This is a genomic window from Microbulbifer thermotolerans, assembly GCF_900112305.1.
In the GTDB taxonomy this organism is placed as follows: Bacteria; Pseudomonadota; Gammaproteobacteria; order Pseudomonadales; family Cellvibrionaceae; genus Microbulbifer; species Microbulbifer thermotolerans.
In genome coordinates this window covers 135090-159071 of record NZ_FOKT01000009.1, presented here as the reverse complement: position 1 = coordinate 159071, position 23982 = coordinate 135090, and the positions used below count along the sequence as shown (strand labels likewise).

Here is a 23982-nt window from a genome sequence, read left to right as displayed (position 1 = left end):
AAACGCATCATCAATTGTCTCGTGTGGGACAGAGGGAAATCGAGCCTCATACAGCTTTTCGGTCATGATAGAACCGTGCTGGGAGGTGTAGTTTTTCATCAGACTCAGAAACCAAACCGGCTTTACTGTGAGTGCTGAATAGGCATGCAGGAAGCGTTTGAAGTGATCTTCGATAACCTGAGGCCAGCCCGATAATTTCACACAAGATCAGGTGCAGTTGGCCGGCAGTGCGCCCATAAATTCGAGTCAAACCCGAATGAAAGCTTAACCAGATTCAGGTAAGCAGCTTGAAATAAGCGACAACATTCTTACAAAATACTGAAATAGATTCATTATCTTTTAGTAGCCGAAAGCAAAAACAGCCACGTTATTCCAACAAAAAAGCCCCAACAAGTGAAGTTGTTGGGGCTTTTATTCAAACTGTTAATTTAAAAATCAACTCACCTCAGCCAAATTCCCCTTACTCTCCAGCCACTGCCTGCGATCCCCAGCCCTTTTCTTCGCCAGTAGCATATCCAGCAGTTGGTTGCTGTCATCTCCGGCATCCACATAGAGCTGGACCAGCCGGCGGGTGTCCGGGTCCATGGTTGTTTCGCGCAGTTGCAGGGGGTTCATTTCGCCCAGGCCTTTAAAGCGGGTGACCTGAATTTTGCCTTTTTTGTTTTCCGCATTGATACGATCGAGAATGCCCTGTTTTTCCGCTTCATCCAGCGCGTAGTAGACGTCCTTGCCCACATCGATGCGGAACAGCGGCGGCATGGCGACGTAAACGTGGCCGCCGGTGACCAGGGGGCGGAAGTGGCGCAGAAAAAGGGCGCACAGCAGGGTGGCGATATGCAGGCCGTCGGAGTCGGCGTCGGCGAGGATGCAGATTTTGTTGTAGCGCAGGCCTTCCAGGTTATCGCTGCCCGGGTCCACCCCCAGAGCCACGGCGATATCGTGCACTTCCTGGCTGGCGAGAATTTCCGTGGAGTCCACTTCCCAGGTATTCAGGATTTTTCCGCGCAGGGGCATGATGGCCTGGAATTCTCGGTCGCGGGCCTGTTTGGCGGAGCCGCCGGCGGAGTCGCCTTCCACCAGAAAGAGTTCGCTTCTGGCCGGGTCGCCGCTGGAGCAGTCTGCCAGTTTGCCCGGCAGGGCCGGTCCCTGGGTGACTTTTTTGCGCGCAACTTTTTTCGCCGAGCGCACACGTTTTTGCGCATTGCTGATACAGAGTTCGGCAAGGCGGTCGCCCTCTTCTGTGTGCTGGTTCAGCCACAGGCTGAAGGCGTCCTTGGCCACACCGGAAATAAACGCTGTGGCCTCGCGGGAGGACAAACGCTCTTTGGTCTGGCCGGAAAACTGTGGGTCGGCGAGTTTGGCGGAGAGCACGTAGGAGCATTGGCTCCATATGTCTTCCGGCCCCAGTTTAATACCCCGCGGTACCAGGTTGCGGATCTCACAGTACTCGCGCATGGCTTCCAGCAGGCCCGAGCGCAAACCGTTCACATGGGTACCGCCCTGGGCGGTGGGGATCAGGTTCACATAGGATTCAGCGGTAATTTCACCGCCCTCGGGCAGCCACTGCACTGCCCAGTCGGCGGCCTCGGTCTGTGCGCTGAAACTACCGATAAAGGGCTCCTCGGGCAGCACTTCCCAGCCCCGGTTGGCGTCGGATAGATAGTCTTTGAGGCCGTCTTCGTAATACCACTGATCGGATTCGCCGTCCTGCTCATTGATAAAGGTGACGCTCAGGCCTGGGCAGAGTACCGCCTTGGCACGCAGCAGGTGGCGCAGGCGCGGCACGGAAAATTTGGCGGAGTCGAAGTATTTCGGGTCTGGCAGAAAGCGCACGCTGGTCCCTGTGGTGCGCTTGGGGCAGTCTCCGATCACTTCCAGGTCCGAGGCTTTTTCGCCGTTTTGGAAGCCGATGCGATGAATTTTTCCCTCCCGTTGGATGGTGACTTCCAGCACTTTGGAGAGGGCGTTAACCACTGATACCCCCACGCCGTGCAGACCGCCGGAGAATTGGTAGTTCTTATTGGAGAACTTGCCGCCGGCGTGCAGGGTAGAGAGGATGACTTCAACCCCGGGGCGACCCTGCTCCGGGTGTATGTCCACCGGCATTCCCCGACCGTCGTCACTGACCGACAGGGAGTGGTCCTTGTGCAGTACCACTTCGATTTTCTTCGCGTGGCCGGCGAGGGCTTCGTCGACACTGTTGTCGATCACTTCCTGCGCCAGGTGGTTGGGGCGCGCTGTATCCGTGTACATGCCGGGGCGTTTGCGCACCGGGTCCAGCCCCGTGAGTACCTCGATATCTTCGGCGGAATAATTGGCCATATATTTATTGACTGCTCGTTAACAAATGCGGTTTTTATCCAACAGAAGCTGGTGCTCTTATGGATTAAATAAAAATTCTACAATCGGCTTGCAGTAGCGCGCGAAGCCCTGGAATCCGTGATCTCCGCCATCTTCGACGGTCTGGCGCTGACCGCGGTAGAAGTCCACTGCCTCGCGGTAGTCCAGTGTCTCATCGCCGCGCTGAGCCAGTAACCAATAGCGGCCGCGCAGCGGGTGCTGCAACCCGGCTTCCAGGCGATGCATGGTATCAACGTCTGCCGGGGTAAGGCGATACTCCTCTGTTCCACCACCGTAAGGTCTGAGTGTTTGCCCGACGTATTCCGGCATGCGCCGCGCGGGGTTCACCGCCGGATTCACCAGTGCCGCCGGCAACCGGTAGTGTTCCGCAAGGTAGGTGGCCCAGAAGCCACCCAAGGAGCTGCCTACCAGGCCGATCGGCCCACAGCTGTCATCGCTGCGAAAGTTTTCCAGCAGGCTCACCAGTGCCTGTCTGGCGGTTTCGGGATAGGGGGATATCTGCGGCGCACAGAAGATAATCCGCGGATAGTCCGCGATCAGGCAATCGCGCATCAGCCGGCATTTAAAGGACTGCGGCGAGGACAGAAAGCCGTGCAGATAGATCAGCAGCGGCCGCTTTGCTTGTTCTGAGTAAGACATGGGGGGAGATTATAGCGCTCTCGCGCTGCAGAGCAGAGGCTGAAGCGCAACGGAGCCAAAGACACCGCTGCGCTTTTTCGAGAAATTCCTCAGAGGGATTTATCCAAACTGGCGAATGCGCGGCGCATATCAATTCTCATATCGCCCCAGAAGGTCACGCTGTTAAAGCGCTCGAAGCGCCCGGGGCCGGCGACAAAGTTATCGCCGATATCGCGGCGGTCGCGAAAGCGCATCACCGGATTGCCGTCGCTATCGTAAAGGCTACCCACCAATACACCGTAGGCGCTCTGGTCGGTGTAGACACGCCAAACCCAAGTGGCAGTGGGGTCCAGAGGCGCGGCGAGGGAGAAGTTTTCCAGGCGCAGTTGCAGCCGGTAATCCGCCTCGGCGGGGTCGTCCACCAAGCGGCTTCCACGGGGAGCGAGGAATTTCTCACTGAAGGTCTGCGCCAGCAGTTCATTCAGTTTCTGTCGATCGCCTTCATCCAGTTCGTAATCGCGCGCACGGGCGGTTCCGGGGCCGGTTTTGAAGCGTTTTGTATATTCGATCTCAACGGGCTCTACATAGACGGCAGCACCACTTAAATCCAATGCGAACACCGCGGCCACCTCATCCAGACCGCTCTCGCGCGGCAGCAAACCGTCCGCATCAGCATTTTGCGCCCGCTCCTCCAGTGCAGACTGCTGGGCGCAGGCGCCAATAAACAGAAGGGAGATAAAGACCAGTGGCTGGAAAATTCTTCTCATATCCGACCTCATCACTTTCCCTGGAGACGCCCCATTGTAAAACTGGCAGCCGGCAATAACAGCCAAGAACCGTAAAGGGACGCCTCAGTAACCGGCGGAGGCCAGGTCGACACTGTATTCGGATACGGTGACCCGCTCTACACCGGTGGTATAGGTACCGTCCTCCTTTAGGTCGAACCAGCGGTAGCCCGGCATTTCATCGTCCACCGAGAAGGGGCCGCTGCCGGGAGTGAACTGCACCGAAGTGGAAGGGGTCGCATGCAGGCCAATATGGTCCAAATTGCCATCGAACTGCTGGTGCACATGCCCCCATACCAGGGCCTTAACGTGGGGTGCCGCGCGGACCAGGCGCAGGAACTGTTCACAGCCCTCGCGCAGCATATGGCCATCGATCCAGTCACTGCCCACAGGCACCGGCTGGTGATGCATCAGAATCATCACCGGGTGCTCGCGGGATTCCTCGAGTAGCTGCTGCAATCGCCGCAGCTGCTCCTCACTGAGACCGCCGCAGATTTGATTCTCCACGCTGGTGTCCAGCAGCAACAGGCGCCAGTTGCCCAAGTTGGCCACCTCCGCCGAGCGGCGCGGGGCCAGCTGCCGCATGCGCGCAGGGTCGTCGTGATTACCGGGCAGCCAGCGCCAGGGCGTACGCACCGACTGCATTTTCTGCAGAAAGCGGCGGTATGCGGCCTCACTACCATTGGCGCTGATGTCTCCGGTGGCCACCATTAGTTCGGCCTTCGCCTGGTCGCGGGCGATGGCGCGCAACACTTCGTCCAAGGTGCGCCCGGTGTCCAGTCCCAACAACTGATAGTCGGGCCGACCGCCAATATGGGGGTCAGTAAACTGAACTAGGCGATGTGACGGCCCACTCGATTCTCTGTGCTCGCAACTCACTTACTCACCTATTGTTGACATCCATGTCATACCGATTTGTGCGGGCCGGAAATACTAGAATCGCCGGCCATCCAGCACTAATTCAAATTCTGCGCGACCATTGGCGAGGCAGTGGCCGAGCCATTCTCCGAGAAAACGATTAACTTGCTGCCGCTCATCTGCCCTCTGCATCCGCGGATTGGGATAAACGTGATCGACACCAGTGCCGCCCACGGGCCCGTGTCCATCAATTGCGATTACCTCCGCCATGCGCGCGTCGTGATAGAGGCGCACGGTAATGTTCGGCGGCGCTATCCAACGGCGGTCGCCGGCAACAGCCTCGGCACTCAGGCACACTTCCGTGGTATACCTGGAGCGCTCCAGCACGAGCAGTTCAACAGTCCCATGGGGCATGCGGTAACGCCAGCGCTCCCTGCTGTCCAGCTCCGGCAGCAGTTTGCACAGACGCAGATAATTGGCATCGCAGTCAGCGTGATAGGCCGGCAGATTTACGCGATATGCCGGTTTTTTCTTGCCCTTTAGCGACAGCTTTGCCTTTTGCTCGGCAACCGTCCCGGTCTCGGTCAGTAGGGCCATTATTGACACTCCAATTCTAATATCGCTGTGATTCAGATCTCAGTTTGCACACCCTCACGGGCAGACGAACAAAATTTACGCTGACCAGTCATTCCGAAATCGTTTGCATAGCAAGTTGCCGGTAATTGAGCTGCAGCCACTGCATACAGATAACGGTAGCCGCGTTGTCGATCGGGCAATGGGCTCCCGGCTCCCGCTGCTCCATCGCATCCAACACCGCTTGCAGCGGAAATATCCGCAGACGGATATCTTCGTTTTCCTGTGGCAGACCGAAATTTCCCCCTGCGCCTTGCAGGTCCACGAGCGCACAGTAAAGGTGCAGTCGCTCGGAGCTGCCGCCCGGGCTCGGCATATAGCTGCGAATAAAGTTCAGACGCTCCACTTGCAGGCCCGCCTCTTCGTAGACCTCTCGTCTGGCCACATCTTCGAAGGACTCGCCTTCTTCCACCATACCCGCGACCACCTCCAGACACCAGGGCCCCCCGGGGCGCTCCAGCGCGCCAACGCGAAACTGTTCGGTAAGCCCCACCAGTTCGTGCACGGGATCGTATAGCAGCACCCCCACCGCCGGATCGCGCACGAACAATTCGCGGTCGAACTCAGCGCTCCAGCCGCCGCGAAACAAACGGTGGCGCAAACGCAGGCGCAGCATGGTGAAAAATCCCTGAAAAACGGGCTTGCGGGAAATAATTTCTACTGAGCTGCGATCAAACTCCGGGGACAAGTCCTCATTTCTGTCTTTCATTTTCATTATTGCACTCCGTGAACCGCGCTGGCGGGCTATCTCGCCTCCGGCCAGCTGTTATACTTTGCCGCCTGGAAAAATCCGTGACCACGCGGCCAGAAATTTTTCCGCCTCACTTTCCCCTGGCAGTACAGAGAACGCACCTTATGAGAGTGCTCAACATCGCCTACCAGCAACTGCGCCGCTACGGCAAGACCCGGGTCAGCTGGGCGCAGAAGCTGACCTTTGGTCTTATCAAGAACGATCACTATACCCAGGTTTTCAGCGACCGCGATGTAGCCGCCTTCGAGGCGCCGCTAGGCATCCGCGATCTGGGGGTGGGCAAAGCCAACCGCCGCCTGTTGGAGACAGTGGAGGCCTTCGATCCGGATTTGGTGATCGCAGGCCATTGCGACATGATCAGCAACGACACACTCAAAGCGATCAAACGGCAACAACCGAACTGCATTATCGCCCACTGCAACAACGACCCGCTCTTCGTACCCAGCAATGTGGAGCGGATCAAGCACCGCGCCGAAGTGACCGATGCGATTTTTGTCTCCACCGGCCGCCGCGAATTGAAAATGTTCGAGGGTATCGGAGCACGCGTCTACCACATGCCGAACCCGGTGGAACCGGCAATTGAGAATTTGGACAACTCGCAGCGCACCGATCTCCCCATCGACCTGCTTTTCTGCAGCAACAGCAACAATTTCACCAAGCGCCTGCAGATGGTGAAATACCTCAAAGACCAGCTCGGCGACGAGCTGAATTTCAAAACCTACGGCAGTTTCGGCGAACCGCCGGTGTGGGGGCGGGATTACGACCGGGCTTTGGCACAAACCAAAATGGGCCTCAACTTCAACCGCCAGGATACCCACTACTGGTACGCTTCCGCGCGCATGGCACAGCTGGCGGGCAACGGCATATTGCAATTCACCAGTGATAAATTGCACTTCGACGAACTGCTGCCACCGGAAAGCGTAGTCTACTTCAGCAACGAAGACGACCTGTTGGCAAAGATCCGTGAATTCCACGGCGACGACGCCAAGCGCCGTGCCTGGGCCGCACGTGCACGGAATTTTTTCCACACAGAGATGAATTCGAAACTCTATGCCCAATACATTGTCGAGGCATCTACCCTTCAGCCTTTCAGCCACGATTATGTTTGGGCACGCGATATCAAGCTGGACGGCACACTGAAATAACGTCGGCGCAACTCACGAAGTTTTTTATTTATGAGCAACAAGCCAATACGAGTAGCCCAGGTGCTGGCCGGCGCCGAACGGGGTGGAGCGGAAAATTTTTTCGTGCGTCTGGTCAGCGGCCTCAACGAACGCCCGGAACTTGCGCAAAAGGCATTTATCCGCAACCACGCGCATCGCGTGCAGTCGCTGCGCCACAACGGCGTGGAAACCGAAGGTTTCAGCTTTGGCGGCCCGCTTGATGTGATCGGCAAGTCGGCCTACCGGCGCGCGCTGAAAAACTACCGCCCGGATATCGTTATGACCTGGATGGGCCGGGCCAGCATCACAACCAAATCCTCCCCGGATTATCTGCTGGTCAACCGACTGGGACACTACTACAACCTCAAGTATTACCGCCACGCGGATTACTGGATCGGTATCAGCAAGGGCATCTGCCAGCATATGGTGGACGGCGGGCTGCCCAAGGAACGGATTTTCCACATCCCCAATTTCGCCGACGAAACACCGGTGGAGCCGCTGGCACGGGACAGTTTTGACACCCCGGCCGACAGGCCGCTGATACTGGCGGCCGGCCGCCTGCACATAAACAAGGGCTTTGACGTACTGCTGCACGCCCTAACGCAGATTCCCGATGCAATGCTGTGGCTGGCGGGCTCCGGCCCGGAAGAGGCCAAGCTCAAAGCGCTGTGTCACAAGCTGGGGCTCGACACCCGGGTGCGTTTTCTCGGCTGGCGCACCGATGTCACGGCGCTGATGCGTACAGCAGACCTTTTTGTATGCCCGTCGCGGCATGAGGGTTTGGGTTCCATCGTAATGGAGTCCTGGGCCCACCGCTGTCCAATCGTTGCCACCAAGTCTCAGGGGCCGGGCGAGGTTATCACCGATGGACTGAGCGGATTGCTCACCCCCATCGACGACGCCGACGCACTGGCTGCGGCCATCAAGTCAGTGCTGGAAAACCCCGGATTGCGCGAACAGCTGGTGGAAAGTGCCGCGGAGGTGTACGCGAAGGGCTATTCAAAGCAGCATATTGTCGCCGCCTACACGGAGCTATACCAGCATCTGCTGGAAAAGGGGCGGTAAACGGCGTTTTACAAAAGCACTTTGCAGCTAGGGAACCTCTGATTAATTCGCGTGAATACTATGGTAGCTTCCGGGGCGCTCAGGCAATAGGCTGGCCATTTCGAAAACGCACGAGTACTTCCCTGTAGCTCCGCCGGATACATCCTTGTATCCGACGGTTTCGAAATGGCCAGCCTATCACCTGAGCTTCTCATCTGGCTCCAAAGAGTTTTACGCCGGGAAGTGAATGAATCAGAGGTTCCCTAGGCTCCGCGCCCCGTTTGGCAGTGCCTGCTGAGGCGGCGGAGCGCTTGTGAAGGGGATGTCGGATCAGTTGGGCGGGAAACGGCCCAGCAGCTGCGCCATTTCTTCCCGCAACTGCTGTTGCCGCTGCACTGGGTCGTCATAGCGGGCGGCGGTGGAGCGCAGGCTGCCACTCCAGAGCGGTGAATTGTCTGGGGAGAGGACATCCATCACCAAGGTATTTTCCCGGTACTCGCGCACATGCAGCGGCGCGCGCCAACCGAAGCCCCAGTACCGGTAACCACCGTAAAATGCCAGGGTGTCGTCATAAACTGCGACCTTATCCACGGAGTGCAGCTGCACCCGCACCAAAAAATCCGCACTTTCGGCGTTGTCGGCCGCCATATAGCGCTGCCGCAGTATGTCGTCCGCCGCCCGCTTCATGCGCTTAATTTCCAGCGGCGACACAGGGCCAGTGGCAAGGGGATCGAGCAGGTAGTAACTGTGCAGATTGGAAAAATCTGCCTGGGGATCGTAGTCCACCGCCACTGGCGGCGCGGACGCACAGCTCGCCAACAACACCACCAGGGCCAGAATTCCCGAGCGCAACAAAAAGGTGGACCGCAGAATGGCACTCATGCCTGCCTCCAAATACAAGATTGCTGAAGAATCGGCATCCGTACCGAAAAAATTATTCCTTATTGTTTGTTTTTTCACATGTGACAACCGCCGATTGATTCACACGTGAACATCGCTTTATGTGGCGGCGTCACTATCGCTATTCCATCATTTGCGCTTTTCCTCCGGGAGCGGAGCGGCTAACCGCCCCACAAAGAACGCCCGGAAGTCGCTTTGCTCTACTGTGAGCTGTCCTCAATAGGCCGCCGGCAGATCTTTTAGCAGCTCGCGTACCGTGTTACCAATCACGCGCTGGCGCTCTTCGGCGCTCTCCGGGCGCGTCAGCAATTTTGTCGCACTGCCTCCCCATATCGGCACGCTGTCGGCACGGCCGATACCGAGCGTCAGGGTGACCCGCGGCGCGCCAGTGCGAGCCGGCAGTTCCACCACGCCAGCGGGGGCGTTACTGTCAAACTGGGCATCCCAGCTGGGATCGGTGGGGTCGCCGGAAAACGTCTCTTCCACCACCGCCACCTGGTAGTCCACCAGCATATCCGCGCTTCCGGTATCTTCCACTTGTCGATAGCCGCGCATCTGCAGTTCCGCGGTCACCGCCGCGCGCATTTCCTGATCCAGCTCCACCAGTTGTGCCGATGCCTCTGGGACATCGGAAAGCGCCGCCTGACTCCAGGCATAAGTGGAAAAAGCCACCGGTGCCGCCGCGGGCTCGATTCTCTGCACTTGAACGTCCTGGCACGCTGCGAGCAACAGCCCGAGCAGACCAACAATTACAGTTCTCATAACAACTCCTTTCGTTTTCTACTTGGCCGGCTCGTCGGCAAGATACAGTTCTATCTTGGGGCTCCAGCGGAACCACTCGGGTTTCGGCTCCGAATACAAGGGAAAGTGGCTGCCGGATTCCACCTCACGCCCCATTTTCGGCGCCTCCGGCGTGGCAAAGGCGACGCCGCCTGTGAGCAGCGCCTGTGTGGATTCAGTATGGACGGTGAGTCCGGTTTTCAAGCCGAAGTTCACTTCCACGCCACTGGCGTTCCAGAATACCGTGTTTTCGCGCACCAGAGTACGGTAGCGGGGCGCAATATGTACATAGATGTAGACCCGATCCGCCAGTTCCCCCAGGTCAAAGCCGGTCACTTCACCCACCTGCACCTGGCGATAATAGACGGGGCTGCCGGCCACCAGAGACCCCCGCCGAGCGGCGTCGAGAATCAGGGTCAGGCCCGGGCGGCTCATGGCCTCCGCCAGCGGGTCCCGCGGCGGCTGCAGGCTGGCGACAAACTCGGTCTGCTCGCCACCGTCACCGGGCTCCAGCGCCAGGTAGCGGCCGGTAACCAAGGTATCGAGGTTGGCCAGCTTACCGATACCGATTTGCGGTGACACCACCCAAATTCGGGTACCCTCGCGGGCGAAATCCTCTCCGCGCCGATAGAGTTTGGCCCGTGCCCGCACAGCGCCCAGATCCTGTTCCAGGCGCAGGCGTGTGATTTCGCCCACCTGTATCCCCTTGTAGCGCACCGGCGCCCCCTCCCGCAGGCCCTCGGCATCGGGCAGGATGATGTGAATAGTGACCCCTTCCTCAAGCGCCGCTTCGCGGCTGCTGTAGAGGGGAAAGCTGTCGCCACTCTGAGCTGGCGCAGCCGTCTTATGTGCCCATGGCGGACTGCCGAATGCAATACCGCCGCGCAGTAACGACAAGAGTGAATCCGCTTCCACTTCAATGCCGCTCAAACTGGCACTGGCGCGCAGACCACTGATATTCCAAAAGCGGGTCTCCCGATTTACCAGGTGCGCGTAGCGCGGCTCGATCACCGCGTACACTTCCACACCGCTGCCATCCTCGCGCAACTCCATTCCCTGAACACGCCCCACTTCGATGCGGCGGTAATAGACTGAGGCGCCGCGCTGCAGGGAGCCGGGGTTGCGCGCGGTCAGGCGCAGGTGCAGCCCCGGCACTCGCGGGTCCCGCGGTGGCGCCCCGGCGCGGGCGTCGAAGGCCCGGCGGGAATAGCTGCCGTGGCGCAGATCCACTTCAATACGGGTCCCCTTGAGCAGGTTGTCCAGCCCTCCGGCGATGTCCAGCGTCGGCGGCGCGGTCCAGAAACGGGTGTTTTCGGTCAGCAGGTCATCGGTAATGGGGTCCATTAACACCTTGACCTCCATGCCATTGAGCTGGCGGTTGGCTTTGACCTCGCTCACCTCCCCCACCTTTATACCCTGGTAAACCACCTGAGTGCCGGGGCTGACACTGACGCCACGATCGAAATTCAAGGTCACCGGAATGCCGGCATCGGCAGCGGCAAAGCTGTCGTAGAGTTCAAACTGGCTGCCGTTGACCGCAAGGGGGGAGTGGCGCTGCTCCTCCGGGGTGTGGAAGCTGACCCCGCCGGCTACCAGAGCGGCCAGGGATTCCAGATTGATGGTGATTCCACTGATGCCACCTTCAATACTGAGACCAGAGCTGTTCCAGAAGCGGCTGCCCCGGTGCACCAGGTGGGCGAATTCGCGGCGGATAAAGAGGTTGATCTCTACACCGTTGCCGTCTTCGCTCAAGCGGAAGTCCTCCACCTGCCCCACATTCAGCTGTCGGTAGTAGACCGGAGAGCTGCGGTTCAAAGAACCCAGCCGCGGCGCCTTGAGCACCACCCGCAGGCCGTCTCCGCGCACAAAGGCCGGCGGTCGATCCAGAGCCACAAATTTGCGCTTGCGCGCGCCGCTGCCCGGCTCCACGGCGATATAGTTGCCGGACAGCAACGTCTCCAGACCGCGGACCCCGGTAATGGTGAACTCGGGTCTGACCAGCCAGAAATCGGAGCCCTCCACCAGCAGGTGCTCGGCGCTGCGGCTGAAATCCACCTCCGCCAGTACACCGTCTTCACCGCCCAGCTCCGGTGCGTCCGGTACTAGCTTGAAATCCGTCACCACCCCGATATCCACACCGGAGTATTTCACCGGTGTCTTGCCTTTCACCAAGCCGTCGCCGGAACGGAAGAGAATGGTCGCGTGGATATCTCCCTGGGTGAAATTTTTGTACAGCAACCACAGCGCGATCAGCGCCGCGGTCAGCGGCAACAACCACACCAACGGCAGACCGCGACTGCGCCTAACCAGCCCCTGCTGTGGGCCGTCGCTGTAATCCCCGCTGCCCGGCGGCAGTTTTTTTGGCGAATCATCGTCACTCATTCCCCGCCCCCGGGTTCTCGTTGTCGAAACAGCGCTGGTCGTAAACGTCCCAGATCAGGCGCGGATCAAAGCTGCGCGCCGCCAACATGGTGACTACCACCACGGTGGCAAAGGCGGTACTGCCCGGGCCTGCAACCACTTGCGCTATGACCCCCATATCCACCAGCGCCACCAGTATGGAAATCATAAACAGATCCAGCAGAGACCAGCGGCCGATTCCGGACACCACACGGTAGAGTCTCATTGACTGTAGCGGCAGCAGCGGCAGACGCAATTGAACTTGGATCAGCAACAGGAACAGTCCCATCAGCTTCATCGCCGGCACCGCGATACTGGCCACAAACACCACCAACGCAATCCCCCAGAGACCGGCGTTATAAAGCTGCATCACACCGCTGATAATCGTGCTCGGCTCGCCGGAGCCTAGATAAATCACCGTCATCACCGGCAAAATATTGGCCGGCAGCAAAAGCAGTGCACCGGTGATGGCGAGCGCCCAGGTCAGCATTAGACTGCCTTCGATACGCCCGTGCACCCGACCTCCACAGCGGGGGCAGGTACAGGAGCCAGACGCGGGCAACCGCACCAGCTGGTGGCAGGAAAGGCAGCTGGTGAGCCCGTGCGACAGGGCCTTCTGCGGAAGCCTCACTGCGTGCCCCCCGCAACGGCCGCCCTCGCGCGCCGCCGGCGACGCTCCATGCGTGCCCAGACCACATGGGGGTCGAAGCTTAACGTGGTCAGATTGGCCACCAGCATCATGGCAACAAAACAATAGAGGCCGACATCCACTTCCATTTTGCCCAGATCACGCATCTTGATCAGCGCCACCAATACCCCGAGCATGTACACGTCCAACATGCCCCACTCCTTCAGGTGCCGGTACCAGCGCACCGCGACGGCTACCGGACCGTCGAGAAAAGCCCAGGCACTGCCCCAGCAAATAAAAGCCAGCAACAGAAATTTGACCAGCGGGGCCAACACGCTGCAGAAAAGTACCAAAGCGGATAGCCATACATAACCGGCATTAAACAGCGCGGCGACACCATTTAGCAGCGTGCTTTCCCCACTGAAGGCAAAGATGGAAAAGTGCATGAGCGGCAAAGTCGCGGCGGGAATAAAAAGCAGCAGTCCGGTGAGGCTGAGCGCCGCAGTGTAGCGGATGCTGTTTTTTGGGTTGCGGTGCAACACGGCATTGCACCGCGGACACACCAGCTTTTGCCCAGGCGGTGCCAGGGCATCGGTTATCAGCAGATCGCACTCGTGGCAGGCGCGCTGCCAGCGGCGCTGCATCACATCTGCCCCTCTTTGCATCTGCCGGAAATCCTTGCCTTTTTCTGCATAATATTTGCCGCATCCAAAACCGGCTTTGTCGCGTCTATTGAATTGTCGCGCGACGCCCCAATCAGGGAACCGCGGCTATTCCCCAGCGCCACCAGTGTTTACCGGTTGCCGCACAGCCGCTTCGGTTTAACGAAGATATACCAAAAAGCCCCGGGCGTCGCCTCGACGCCCCCGCGGCCCACGGGTACACTCACGCGACAGATTTGGGGAGACTGGCAGCATTGCCCGCTTGTAAGACCGCACCCGTCACAGGAAGTCGATACCGATGAAAAGAAGTGAACGCAACAAAACGCGGGGCAGCCATTTGCGCCCGCTCAAAAACCAGATTTTCGCCGCCCTGAAAGCACCGCTCGCCGCCGCACTGCTCGGCTTCGGCGCCATGCAGGCACAGGCGGACACGCTGTGGGAGGTATACCTGCAGGCTCTGGAAAACGACCCGCAACTGGCCGCCGACCGCGCCGCCTACCACGCGGGCCTCGAGGCCAAAAACCTGGGGCGCTCGGCGCTGCTGCCACAGATCAGCGCCTCGGCCGAAGCCAGCCGGACCCGCAACAATTCAACCCAGTTTAACTATACCTTCCTCGATCAGGGCGTTCTGCCGGTACCCAACACCACTGACTCGGACACGGACGAGCGCACCTACTCCGCGACCCTGAGCCAGGCCATCTTCGATCTGCCGGCCTGGTTCGGCTATAAGCAGGGCGCCATGGCCAGCGAACAGGCCGCGGCGGAGTTCAGTGCCAACCAGCAGGAAATGATGCTGCGCGTCGCCACCGCCTACTTCAATGTACTGCGCGCCCACGATGTACTGGAAGCGGCCCTTGCCGAGGAAGAGGCCCTGGCCAAGCAGCTGGAGCAAACCCAGCAACGCTTTGAAGTGGGTCTGACGGCGATCACCGATGTATACGACTCTCAGGCCGCCTACGACAGTTCCGTGGCCCGCCGCCTCACCGCCCAAGACGACCTACTGAGCAATTTCGACGCACTTTCGGTACTTACCGGTTCGCACCACGACACAGTCGCCCCTCTGCGGGGGGATTTCCAGGTGGCGCCGCCGGAGCCGATCGAGCGCGCCGCCTGGGTGGATTTCGCCCTGGCCAATAACTTTGACCTCAAAGCCGCGCGCCTGGCCGCGGACGCCGCGCGCTACGGCGCCCGCGCCGCCGCCAGCGAACACCTGCCGACCCTGACCGGCTCCCTGACCTATCAGAAGTACTATCAGGACGGCCATGCAGACACGTCTGTCCCGGACGCAGACGACATCAGGCTACCCATCGATACCACCACTGAAACCAAGTACGCAGCGCTCACACTGAGCGTCCCCATTTACACCGGCGGCGGCCTCAGTGCCAGCCGCCGCGAGGCGCGCAATCTGGCCTTCCAGGCGGAAGACCTGCGCAACCTGACCCAGCGCAACACGGTGCAGAACACGCGCACGCTGCACCGCGCGGTAGTAACGGATGTCTCCCGGGTGAAGGCCCGCGAACAGGCGGTTGTCTCCGCTAAAAGCGCCCTGGATGCGACCCAGGCCGGTTACGAGGTGGGCACGCGCAATATCGTCGACGTCTTGCTGGCACAACGCACTTTGTTCCAGGCACAGACCGATTACGCCAATGCCCTCTACGATTACATTATCAACACCCTGAGTTTGAAGCGGGTGGCGGGCCTTCTGGCACCGGACGACCTGCAGCAATTGGAAGCCAGGCTCAACCCGGCCCAACCTGTCAACCGCGTTGCGGAAACCAGCGCCGTGCCGGCAGTTAAATAAATCGCTAGCGGGCGGACATTGTCCGCCCGCTTCTAATTGATTTGCTCATGCGCATGTGGGAAGACCAACGCTGGATAAGGCCCCAACGCTGAGGGGAAGATTCCGAAGACCCTGGATACAGGGCGTGTTTGGCAGTCGCCTGCACTGATGTGAAGCAGCTGTCCCGCTGCCTGAACGCCGGAATCACTGACAGCGCTCAAACGCGTCAATCAGCGACTCCCCGGAAAGCGCTCTCTTGCAGTTTCTCGATTTCTTCCAGCAGCCGCAGCAGTGCGCCGCTGTTCTCCTGTGCCACATCTCTGCCCCGGGCGCCCGCACTGCGTCTGGCCCTGTCATCCTCGAGCCACTTCCGCACCTGCTGCGCCAGATTCTCTGCATCTTCCACCACCGCCAAGGCGCCAACCCGGGACAAGAGTTCGGCCACTGCGGCGAAGTTATGCAGATGCGGGCCGCAAATCACCGGCACACCCCAGGCGGCGGGCTCGATCATATTGTGCCCGCCCACCGGTACCAGACTGCCGCCGACGAAGGCCAGCTCGCAGGCACCGTAGAACTTGAGCAGTTCACCCATAGTGTCGCCGAGCAAAACCTGATGCTCCGGCCCGGGAGGGCCGCCGTCACTGCGGCGCAGCAGCCGAAAACCTCGATCGCGGCACAGACGCGCAACATCATCAAAACGCTGCGGATGGCGTGGAACCAGCACCAATAGCAGGTCTTCAAACGACTTGTGCCCGCACCGCAGCCGGGCGAAGGCATCGAGCACCACTTCTTCCTCGCCCGCATGGGTGCTGGCTGCCAGCCACACCCGCCGGTGGTCGCGACCGCGCCACTGGTGCGCCAGCGCCTGGGCCTCGCTGACCATGCCCAAGTCGATATCCAGATCGAATTTGATATTGCCACTGACCACCACGCGCTCTTGAGGCAGTCCCAACTCGACAAAGCGCCCGGCATCGGCCGGGTACTGAGCCACCACCCGGGTCAAGTTGTTGAGCATAGCTCGGGTCAAGCGCGGGAAACGCCCATAGCCACGGGCGGATTTCTCGCTCAGGCGTGCATTGGCGAGCAAGGTGGGCATTCCGCGCTCCGCGCAGAGCGCGAGCAGGTTGGGCCACAATTCCGTCTCGATAATCACCAACAGGTTCGGCCGCAGAGCGTCGAGAAAGGGACGCAGACATTCGGGCAGATCGTATGGCAGGTAATAGTGCAGCAGCCGCCCGCCGAGCAGCGGTTTGAGTGCCGCGCCCACCCGCTCCGAGCCGGTGGGGGTGGTGGTGGTCACCAGCCACTGCCAGTGGGGGTGGCGCGCCGCCAACTGTTCGATCACCGGGACCGCCGCCAGGGTCTCCCCCACAGAAACCGAGTGCACCCAGATCAGGGGCGCACGGCTGGCGCGCACCGGTACCCGCCCCAGGCGCTCCCGCAGCCGTTGCCGGTACGCCGGCTCCCGCCGCCCGCGCCACCACAGACGTAACAGAATCAAAGGGACAGCGGCACGAAATAACCAAGTGTAAAGATTGCGCATCTAAGAAAAGAACCGAAAAAATTCCTGGCCGCGGGCCCTCCGCTGTACGCGATACAGCCCCGCTGCCTATAATTGCCACCCTTTCCGGGAGGCCGCCATCATACCATCGAGCGGATACCTACCACGTCTGTAATCGGAGTTGAGCCTTTGAAAGTAGTGCAACTGCTGCCCGCCTTAAACTCGGGCGGCGTTGAGCGCGGCACCGTGGATTTCGCCCGCGCCCTGGTCGAAGCCGGGCATGAATCCATTGTGATCTCCAACGGCGGCCGCATGGTCGAGCAGCTCGAGCGCGAAGGCTCGCGGCATATCGCCATGCCGATCCACAAGAAGTCCCTCTCCAGCCTGTGGCAGGTGCGCCCACTGCGCGAACTGCTCACGGAGTTGCAGGCGGATATTCTGCACGTGCGCTCCCGCATTCCCGCCTGGCTGACTTACCTGGCCTGGAAGAAAATGCCGCAAGCCTCCCGGCCCCGCTTGGTCAGTACCGCCCACGGTCTCTATTCGATCAACCGCTATAGCGCCATCATGGCGAGAAGCGAGCAGGTAATCGCGATATCCAGCTGCGTGCTCGACTACCTGCAGGAAAACTACGGCAAATATCTGCAGCGAACGCCCGCGCTCGTTTACCGCGGTGTGGATACCAATGAATTTTTCCCGACACTGCAACTGCCGGATAACTGGCTGGAAAACATTTGTGGTGAATTTCCCGAGCTGCGCGGCAAGCGCTGGCTGTTGTTACCGGGGCGCCTGACTCGCTGGAAGGGGCAGGAGGATTTTATCGAATTGATGGCGCGCCTTGCGGAGAAGCACGCGGATATTCACGGCGTTATTCTCGGCGGCAGCGAGCCAAACAAAACCCACTACGAGGAAGAACTGAAAGAACGGGTGCGCAGTCTCGCCATTGAAGACCGGGTGACCTTCGTCGGCCACCGCGGAGATATCCGTTACTGGTACAAGCAGTCCGCGCTGGTGTTCAACCTGTCGCAACGCCCCGAGCCTTTCGGCCGCACCGTCATCGAAGCGGCGGCGGTGGGTACACCAATCATCGGTTACGATATCGGCGGCCCGGCGGAGTCCCTGCGCGCCTGCTTCCCCCGCGGGTTGGTGCAAAAATCCGATCCCCACGCCCTGTACCGCAAAGCTTGTGAACTGCTCGACACGCCGGCGGAACGGGCACATCTAGCGCCGGAGTTTACCCTGCAAGCCCAGGCGCAACACACCATCGAAATCTATCAATCGCTACTGGAAGAGCGGGAGCTGCACCGTGATTGACTTGAGCGACAGCACGCCTTTCGCCAGCGGCGGCAACCGCCTCTGCTTCCGCCACCCGCAAGACCCGGCACTATGCGTCAAGGTAATGCGCCCGGGCCGCTGTGCGGAACTTGTCGCCCGCGCGCCCTGGTACAAGCGCTGGCGCGGTGAGAGTTACTTCGACGACAACCTGCGCGAGCAACAGGGCTATGCCCAGCGCGCTCTGCGCCAAGGCGACGATGCGCTGTGGCGACATCTGCCGCGCTGGTATGGCATCCGCGAGACCAGCCTGGGGCCGGGCGCGGTTACCGATATGATCCTGGATGCACGGGGAGAGCCGGCGCCGACACTGCGCCAATACCTAAACAGCCAAGGCCTGGACGATCGTATCCACCCGGCGATGGAACGCTTTTGCGACTGGCTGCGGCACCACCGGGTACTGACCAAAAACCTGATCCCCCACAATTTAGTGGTGCGAGAAGAGAAAGGGCAACTGGAGCTGTACCTGATCGACGGTCTCGGCAGCGCGGCCTTTTTACCTCTGCCGGCGCATTTCGACTATTTCGCCGACAGCTATATCGAGCGGCGCATTGCGCGCATGTGGCTGCGCACTGAGTGGGAACTGTCCGATAAAAGCCTGCCCTGGCGCAAATTCGAGGCGCGCGGTCTCAAACGTTGAGGAAGCGTCTGTGACATAGGGGCTCCCCTATACTCGGGCAAGCGCACCCTCTCAGGTGTCCGCAACCGGTAAGCCGCAGCGGCGCAGTAGCGCCCGCGCGCACACCAGGTACTGATTGAGGGGCTCGCGGACCGGCGCAAACGGCGCGGACACGTCCTCCAGACGGTCGGTCACCATTCCCTGATCCACCAGGCGCTGCACTGTGGCGCGCACCTTGTTGGCCTTTTTCTTACTGGGCACCCGCAAAACTCCCACTCGCGCGCGGCTCTGCAAGGATTCAAACACCATGGAGATGCTGTCTTCGGTCACCCAGATCTGCTCCGCCGTGGCCAGTTGTTCTTGCAGCCAGCCCGGCGGACACTCCCGCCAGTGTACAAGCTTGGCCCCCGTGACGGATTCCAGGCTTCCATCCGGTGTGCGGCGGCTGTCGGACAGCCGCCAGTCGAGTGGGTGTGCCAGCAAGCGCTCAAGCTGCTGCCGCAACGACTGCAGATCCCAGGTGAAGTGTTTGCTCGGGCCTCCCACAAGTATCAAGCCGCGCCCGGACTGAATACTGGAGTTCGGCAGCGGCTCGGTCAGCGCCCCCTGACTCAGAATTATATTGGGCAGCGGCGGCGGCCGATCGTGCTCCGGCACTATGGCGAAATCAAACCAGCGATACGGCAGAAGCGGCAAATTGATCGCCACCGCACGGCCACCGTGATGCCGGCGGGCGGCCAGCATGGGCCAGCGGCTGCCGCTGCCGGTGCCGATAATAAAATCCGGCTTTGGCAGTCCGCGCGATTGCGCGGGATCGGAAAACACGCGCGAAAAGAACGAAGGCGGACAGGGAATATCGAAACTCGCCACTCCACCCTCTCCACCAAAAGAGGCCCGCAGACCAGCCACCAGTGCCGCACTCTGTTTTTCGTGCGCGCGGTTGCCGTCCAGGAAACGCCAGACCGTCAGTTGCAAAGAAACCGCCTCAAACCAGCAAAAAAATGGGCGTAAAGCATAGCCCATCCACCGCTTCCAAGCGAAACCCTGCGTCGAGGCAAGCCGCACCCATACAAAGACAAGCTCGCGAGGGCGATTCTCCGGTGGGATCCCGTTCGGGTATCCACGCGAACTCAGGTACAATTGCCGCATTGAACGCCAGCATCGGCTGTTTACCCTGAGATCGACGGAAGTTGAGACAAGCGAATGAATGTAACTGTATTTGGGACCGGCTATGTGGGCTTGGTTCAAGCGGCGGTGCTGGCGGAAGCCGGGCACAAGGTTATCTGTATCGATATCGATGAAAACAAGATAGCGTCCTTGAACAAGGGCCAGGTACCCATCTACGAGCCGGGTCTGGCCCCCCTTGTGGAACGCAACTTGTCCAGCCGTACCCTGCAGTTCACCACCGATGCCAAAACCGGTGTGGACCACGGCGAGATTATCTTTATCGCCGTGGGCACTCCGCCGGACGAAGACGGTTCCGCCGACCTGCGCCATGTGCTGACCGTGGCTCGGACTATCGCCGAACACATGGGAGAATCCAAAATCGTCGTCAACAAGTCCACTGTGCCGGTGGGTACCGCCGATAAGGTGCGCGAGGCTATAAAATCCGAACTGGACAAGCGCGGCGCGGGAGATCTGGCTTTCGACGTGGTCTCGAACCCCGAATTCCTCAAGGAGGGCTCCGCGGTCGCGGACTGCATGCGCCCGGACCGCATTATTATCGGCACCGACAGCAAGGAAGCGGAGGAGGCCCTGCGCGAGCTGTATGCGCCCTTTAACCGCAATCACGAAAAAATCATGGCCATGGACATCAAGAGTGCCGAACTGGCCAAGTACGCCGCCAACTGCATGCTGGCCACCAAGATCAGCTTTATGAACGAAATGGCGGAAATCGCCGATCGCGTCGGCGCGGATATAGAGCAGGTGCGCCAGGGGATAGGCTCGGACCCGCGCATCGGCTACCACTTTATCTACGCCGGCATCGGCTACGGCGGCTCCTGTTTCCCAAAGGACGTCAAGGCACTGATCACCACCGCCGGTAAACTGGACGTAACCCCGGAAATCCTGGCTTCCGTGGAACAGAGAAATGAGCGCCAGAAGCGCTACCTGCTGGAAAAAATTTGCGCGCACTTCGGCGACGACCTGAGCGGCAAAACCTTTGCGCTGTGGGGCCTGGCCTTCAAACCCAATACCGACGATATGCGCGAAGCGCCGAGCCGTGTGCTGATGGAGCAACTCTGGCAGCGAGGCGCCAGAGTGCAGGCCTTCGACCCGCAGGCGATGGAAGAATGCCAGCGCATCTACGGTGTGCGCGATGGCCTGCAACTTTGCGGTACCAAGGAGAGTGCACTGGCCGGGGCCGATGCTCTGATCATCGCCACCGAGTGGCAGCAGTTCAAAGCCATCGATGTCGAAGCCGTGACCTCCGGTCTCAAAAACCCGGTGATCTTCGACGGCCGCAACCTCTACGACCCCAAACAGCTGGCCCGCTCCGGCATCGACTACTATTGCGTGGGGCGCCCGCGGATACCGGCGGCGCGCTAACCGCTAAAAGAAGGGGCGCGCAGCGCCCCGACTGTGAACCGAACCTGCAGCTCACGCTCCCTTCAGAGCACTCTCAGCGCCTTTCACTGAATACCCCGCCCGCAAGACGTGCGTCACCACACCGGCGCAAACCAGGCCGAACACATAACCGCCGCTACCGAAAAATAGATAGGACTCGAAACAGTTGATCCACAGCCAGTAGAGCATAAAGCCGAGGAAAAACAGCAACAGATCTCCCGGCAACACACCCTGCCGCCAGGCCCGCAGGCTCGCCAGCAATAGCCAACCGATCAGAGCAAGCAACAGCAGGCTGCCCAGCAAGCCGTTGTTCACCTGCAGATCCAAATAACTGTTGTGCAAATGCCCCATGGTGTCTTTCAACTGCCGGGGCATAGTCTCGGAATGCTCTATCACCAAGCGGCGCCCCTTGCCGCCCCAGCCCAACAGGGGACGCTCCTGAATCCACGGCAGCGCGTCCACCCAGGTATGTACGCGGATACCGGTACTGGTATAGGGCACCGAATCGATATCCCCCGCAAGGACCAGGCCTATCGCATGGTGTTCATACTCCAGTCGCTCGGCCACTATACCGCCGAACTTGCCCCCCAAAGCGACCAACAGCGCGAGAATCAACGTCGACATCACCACTAGCCGACGCAAGCGGCGGCGGCCAAACCCGGCAAATTGCGCCCACAGGACCGCCGTCAGGAGAAACAGCACGGCCAGCGCCAACCCCAGCCACACCGCGCGGGTCTGGGTGTAGAGCACAGCCAAAGAACAGGCAATCACAGCCGCCAACCACAACAGGCCCACCGGCAACAGGGTATAGGCGGAACGGCGAGCCCAGCGAAACAGGCGCGGCGCCAACACCAGAAGGCCGATCAGTGCAGTGCCAAACAACATGGCGGTATGCTGGGCATTGCGAATACCGAAGTCGACGCGTTTACCGGCGGCGCCCGCCGTCCACTCGGCGAAACCACCGCCGGTCACCCAGGGGGTCAGCAGCAGGGAGACCAGCGCCACCGTCCACAAGGCCAGCGCGTTGCGTGTGCTGCCACCGAGCCAGCAAGCGATAGCGGCAAAGGCAAACCAGTGTCCCAGTCTGTGCATCTTTGGCGAGGATTCGGCCCACTCCGGATGCGACAATTGCACCGAAATCCAGGAAGCGATTTGCACCGCGAGTGCGGCGGCGAACAGCCAGGCGACCGGAGAACGGAGCAAATGCCGGCCGTGGCGGAACACCGCCCAGCCCGTGATCAACACCAGCAGAATGGCCGTGGGCCCCGACAAGGGTTCCGCCAGGGGCCAGGCAATCGCACTAAAAAGTACGACCAGGCCACCGAATAACTGCATGAAAGGAGGAATATCCAAGAGGTGGTTGCGCTGCCAGAGTGTCCCCCCGGCGCTGCTCAGCCTTTCGGAAATACCGTCTGGAAGAATCAAAAGCCGCTCCCAAAGTACGTTGATGCACCGGTGATCTATATGGCAAGCGGCTGGCGGCAACAGAGATAAAAATAGCCGCCCCCGCCAGCGGAAGGCCGGCAGCGGAGGGCGGCTATTTTACGGGAAGTCGCTTGACGGCTCTACAAATCAACAGGCCGTCAGCGAGAACAGTTTCACAGCTGCTAGACCGCGGCCAGGCGGCCTGTCTCACCCAGTCCCACTTCAGCGACATCGGTGAGCCAGCCCAGATGAGCCTGACTGCGCCCCTGCACCACATCGAAGTACAGCTGCTGCAAACGCTTGGTAATAGGACCGCGGCGCCCGGCGCCGATAGTGCGACCGTCCAGCATGCGGATCGGCAGTACTTCGGCGGCAGTACCGGTAAAAAAAGCCTCGTCGGCGATATAAACCTCGTCGCGGGTAATACGCTTTTCCACCACCTGATAGCCGCACTCCCGCGCCAGCTCGATCACCGAGTTGCGGGTGATGCCATCCAGGCAGGAGGTGAGTTCCGGCGTGTAAAGAATACCGTTGGCGACGATAAAAATATTTTCGCCACTGCCCTCGGCCACATAGCCTTCCGGATCGAGCAGCAGCGCCTCCTCACAACCGTTGCGGATCGCTTCCTGCAGGGCCAGCATCGAGTTGATGTAATTGCCGTTGGCCTTGGCCTTGCACATGGTGATATTGACGTGGTGACGGGTATAGGAAGAGGTGTTCACCTTGATTCCCAGCTCCCGCGCTTCCGGGCTCATGTAGCTGGGCCACTCCCAGGCGGCGACAATCACGTGTGTCCTCAGCGCATCCGCGCGCAGGCCCATGCCCTCGGAGCCGTAGAACACCATCGGCCGCAGATAGGCCTCGCTCAGATTGTTCTCGCGCACCACCAGTTTCTGCGCTTCGTTCAACTGTTCGGCGTCGAAGGGCATGGCCATATTCATGATTTTGGCTGAGCGGAACAGCCGCCGGGTGTGATCCTGCAGCCGGAAGATGCTGGTGCCGGATTCCGTTTGATAAGCCCTCACCCCCTCGAAGACGCCCATTCCGTAGTGCAGCGTGTGGGTGAGCACGTGGACCCGCGCGTCACGCCAGGGAATCAATTCGCCATCAAACCAGATTACGCCGTCGCGGTCGGCAAAAGACATGGGGAAACTCCTACAAAATTCGCTGTCTGCAC

At 60.1% G+C, this 23982-nt stretch carries 21 protein-coding genes; 6 read left to right on the top strand and 15 right to left on the bottom strand.

The genetic code is table 11. The features are described 5' to 3' along the window. Positions 1-435: 435 nt before the first annotated feature. The 6 genes from parE to BM155_RS14850 form a co-directional block, all read right to left on the bottom strand. Entirely contained in the window at positions 436-2322 is a 1887-nt protein-coding gene (gene parE / locus BM155_RS14875; RefSeq protein ID WP_074903960.1) for a DNA topoisomerase IV subunit B, read from the bottom strand. A 57-nt stretch (positions 2323-2379) separates the two neighbouring features. Continuing rightward, positions 2380-3000: a YqiA/YcfP family alpha/beta fold hydrolase gene (locus tag BM155_RS14870; RefSeq protein WP_074903958.1), complete on the bottom strand. Its 621-nt coding sequence runs from the start codon at positions 2998-3000 to the stop codon at positions 2380-2382. A gap of 89 nt (positions 3001-3089) precedes the next feature. Beyond that, entirely contained in the window at positions 3090-3746 is a 657-nt protein-coding gene (locus BM155_RS14865; RefSeq protein WP_067155816.1) for a DUF3313 family protein, read from the bottom strand. Positions 3747-3830: 84 nt separating this feature from the next. After that, positions 3831-4643 carry a metallophosphoesterase gene (locus tag BM155_RS14860; protein WP_067155819.1) on the bottom strand — a complete coding sequence of 271 codons (813 nt, stop codon included), beginning with the start codon at positions 4641-4643 and terminating at the stop codon, positions 3831-3833. A gap of 54 nt (positions 4644-4697) precedes the next feature. Beyond that, on the bottom strand, positions 4698-5219 hold the full coding sequence (locus BM155_RS14855; protein ID WP_083421221.1) for a DUF1249 domain-containing protein: 522 nt from the start codon (positions 5217-5219) through the stop codon (positions 4698-4700). A gap of 88 nt (positions 5220-5307) precedes the next feature. Continuing rightward, positions 5308-5964 (bottom strand): NUDIX domain-containing protein, encoded by a 657-nt coding sequence (locus BM155_RS14850; protein ID WP_139223287.1) that lies wholly within the window; start codon positions 5962-5964, stop codon positions 5308-5310. A 146-nt stretch (positions 5965-6110) separates the two neighbouring features. Between BM155_RS14850 and BM155_RS14845 the strand changes: the two genes are divergently transcribed. Beyond that, positions 6111-7151, top strand: a complete 1041-nt coding sequence (locus BM155_RS14845) for a glycosyltransferase family protein (RefSeq protein ID WP_067155829.1) — start codon at positions 6111-6113, stop codon at positions 7149-7151. A gap of 30 nt (positions 7152-7181) precedes the next feature. Further along, positions 7182-8234: a glycosyltransferase gene (locus BM155_RS14840; protein WP_067155832.1), complete on the top strand. Its 1053-nt coding sequence runs from the start codon at positions 7182-7184 to the stop codon at positions 8232-8234. Positions 8235-8543: 309 nt separating this feature from the next. Here the strand turns inward: BM155_RS14840 and BM155_RS14835 are convergent, their stop codons facing one another. The 5 genes from BM155_RS14835 to BM155_RS14815 form a co-directional block, all read right to left on the bottom strand. Further along, on the bottom strand, positions 8544-9095 hold the full coding sequence (locus tag BM155_RS14835; protein WP_067155836.1) for a DUF4136 domain-containing protein: 552 nt from the start codon (positions 9093-9095) through the stop codon (positions 8544-8546). Positions 9096-9329: 234 nt separating this feature from the next. Further along, entirely contained in the window at positions 9330-9875 is a 546-nt protein-coding gene (locus tag BM155_RS14830) for a DUF4136 domain-containing protein (RefSeq protein WP_074903956.1), read from the bottom strand. 18 nt (positions 9876-9893) lie between these two features. After that, the gene (locus tag BM155_RS14825; RefSeq protein ID WP_083421220.1) at positions 9894-12275 is read right to left on the bottom strand and encodes a PqiB family protein; all 2382 of its coding nucleotides are present in this window, start codon (positions 12273-12275) and stop codon (positions 9894-9896) included. Further along, positions 12268-12924, bottom strand: a complete 657-nt coding sequence (locus BM155_RS14820; protein WP_067155845.1) for a paraquat-inducible protein A — start codon at positions 12922-12924, stop codon at positions 12268-12270. Before BM155_RS14820 ends, BM155_RS14825 begins: the two co-directional genes overlap by 8 nt. Continuing rightward, positions 12921-13586: a paraquat-inducible protein A gene (locus BM155_RS14815; RefSeq protein WP_067155848.1), complete on the bottom strand. Its 666-nt coding sequence runs from the start codon at positions 13584-13586 to the stop codon at positions 12921-12923. The genes BM155_RS14820 and BM155_RS14815 overlap by 4 nt, the downstream gene beginning before the upstream one ends. A gap of 295 nt (positions 13587-13881) precedes the next feature. Here BM155_RS14815 and BM155_RS14810 point away from each other — a divergent pair, with 295 nt between their 5' ends. Beyond that, positions 13882-15384, top strand: coding sequence for a TolC family outer membrane protein (locus tag BM155_RS14810; RefSeq protein WP_074903954.1), 1503 nt, complete (start codon positions 13882-13884; stop codon positions 15382-15384). A 205-nt stretch (positions 15385-15589) separates the two neighbouring features. Here the strand turns inward: BM155_RS14810 and waaA are convergent, their stop codons facing one another. Next, complete coding sequence (gene waaA / locus BM155_RS14805) at positions 15590-16906, bottom strand: lipid IV(A) 3-deoxy-D-manno-octulosonic acid transferase (RefSeq protein ID WP_074903952.1); 1317 nt, start codon at positions 16904-16906, stop codon at positions 15590-15592. 156 nt (positions 16907-17062) lie between these two features. On the opposite strand from waaA, the gene BM155_RS14800 reads away from it, so the two are divergent. Then, the gene (locus BM155_RS14800) at positions 17063-18178 is read left to right on the top strand and encodes a glycosyltransferase family 4 protein (protein ID WP_254773207.1); all 1116 of its coding nucleotides are present in this window, start codon (positions 17063-17065) and stop codon (positions 18176-18178) included. Further along, positions 18171-18836 carry a YrbL family protein gene (locus tag BM155_RS14795; RefSeq protein WP_074903948.1) on the top strand — a complete coding sequence of 222 codons (666 nt, stop codon included), beginning with the start codon at positions 18171-18173 and terminating at the stop codon, positions 18834-18836. The genes BM155_RS14800 and BM155_RS14795 overlap by 8 nt, the downstream gene beginning before the upstream one ends. Positions 18837-18887: 51 nt before the next feature. Here BM155_RS14795 and BM155_RS14790 read toward each other — a convergent pair whose 3' ends face one another. Continuing rightward, positions 18888-19790: an ELM1/GtrOC1 family putative glycosyltransferase gene (locus BM155_RS14790; protein ID WP_254773206.1), complete on the bottom strand. Its 903-nt coding sequence runs from the start codon at positions 19788-19790 to the stop codon at positions 18888-18890. 228 nt (positions 19791-20018) lie between these two features. Here BM155_RS14790 and BM155_RS14785 point away from each other — a divergent pair, with 228 nt between their 5' ends. Continuing rightward, positions 20019-21362: a UDP-glucose dehydrogenase family protein gene (locus tag BM155_RS14785; RefSeq protein WP_067155864.1), complete on the top strand. Its 1344-nt coding sequence runs from the start codon at positions 20019-20021 to the stop codon at positions 21360-21362. Between the two features lie 51 nt (positions 21363-21413). Here the strand turns inward: BM155_RS14785 and BM155_RS14780 are convergent, their stop codons facing one another. Further along, entirely contained in the window at positions 21414-22805 is a 1392-nt protein-coding gene (locus BM155_RS14780; protein ID WP_083421218.1) for an O-antigen ligase family protein, read from the bottom strand. 182 nt (positions 22806-22987) lie between these two features. Beyond that, a complete protein-coding gene (locus BM155_RS14775; RefSeq protein ID WP_067155869.1) occupies positions 22988-23950 on the bottom strand; it encodes a branched-chain amino acid transaminase in 963 nt (320 codons plus the stop codon). Between the last annotated feature and the right edge of the window lie 32 nt (positions 23951-23982).

Excerpts from the sequence above, each read along its gene's own strand:
- BM155_RS14870 (WP_074903958.1), bottom strand. The coding sequence starts at position 3,000 with ATGTCTTACTCAGAACAAGCAAAGCGGCCGCTGCTGATCTATCTGCAC.
- BM155_RS14865 (WP_067155816.1), bottom strand. The coding sequence starts at position 3,746 with ATGAGAAGAATTTTCCAGCCACTGGTCTTTATCTCCCTTCTGTTTATT.
- BM155_RS14845 (WP_067155829.1), top strand. The coding sequence starts at position 6,111 with ATGAGAGTGCTCAACATCGCCTACCAGCAACTGCGCCGCTACGGCAAG.
- BM155_RS14775 (WP_067155869.1), bottom strand. The coding sequence starts at position 23,950 with ATGTCTTTTGCCGACCGCGACGGCGTAATCTGGTTTGATGGCGAATTG.
- BM155_RS14810 (WP_074903954.1), top strand. The coding sequence starts at position 13,882 with ATGAAAAGAAGTGAACGCAACAAAACGCGGGGCAGCCATTTGCGCCCG.
- BM155_RS14835 (WP_067155836.1), bottom strand. The coding sequence starts at position 9,095 with ATGAGTGCCATTCTGCGGTCCACCTTTTTGTTGCGCTCGGGAATTCTG.
- waaA (WP_074903952.1), bottom strand. The coding sequence starts at position 16,906 with ATGCGCAATCTTTACACTTGGTTATTTCGTGCCGCTGTCCCTTTGATT.
- BM155_RS14830 (WP_074903956.1), bottom strand. The coding sequence starts at position 9,875 with ATGAGAACTGTAATTGTTGGTCTGCTCGGGCTGTTGCTCGCAGCGTGC.
- BM155_RS14825 (WP_083421220.1), bottom strand. The coding sequence starts at position 12,275 with ATGAGTGACGATGATTCGCCAAAAAAACTGCCGCCGGGCAGCGGGGAT.
- BM155_RS14785 (WP_067155864.1), top strand. The coding sequence starts at position 20,019 with ATGAATGTAACTGTATTTGGGACCGGCTATGTGGGCTTGGTTCAAGCG.
- BM155_RS14815 (WP_067155848.1), bottom strand. The coding sequence starts at position 13,586 with ATGCAAAGAGGGGCAGATGTGATGCAGCGCCGCTGGCAGCGCGCCTGC.
- parE (WP_074903960.1), bottom strand. The coding sequence starts at position 2,322 with ATGGCCAATTATTCCGCCGAAGATATCGAGGTACTCACGGGGCTGGAC.
- BM155_RS14840 (WP_067155832.1), top strand. The coding sequence starts at position 7,182 with ATGAGCAACAAGCCAATACGAGTAGCCCAGGTGCTGGCCGGCGCCGAA.
- BM155_RS14855 (WP_083421221.1), bottom strand. The coding sequence starts at position 5,219 with ATGGCCCTACTGACCGAGACCGGGACGGTTGCCGAGCAAAAGGCAAAG.
- BM155_RS14850 (WP_139223287.1), bottom strand. The coding sequence starts at position 5,964 with ATGAAAGACAGAAATGAGGACTTGTCCCCGGAGTTTGATCGCAGCTCA.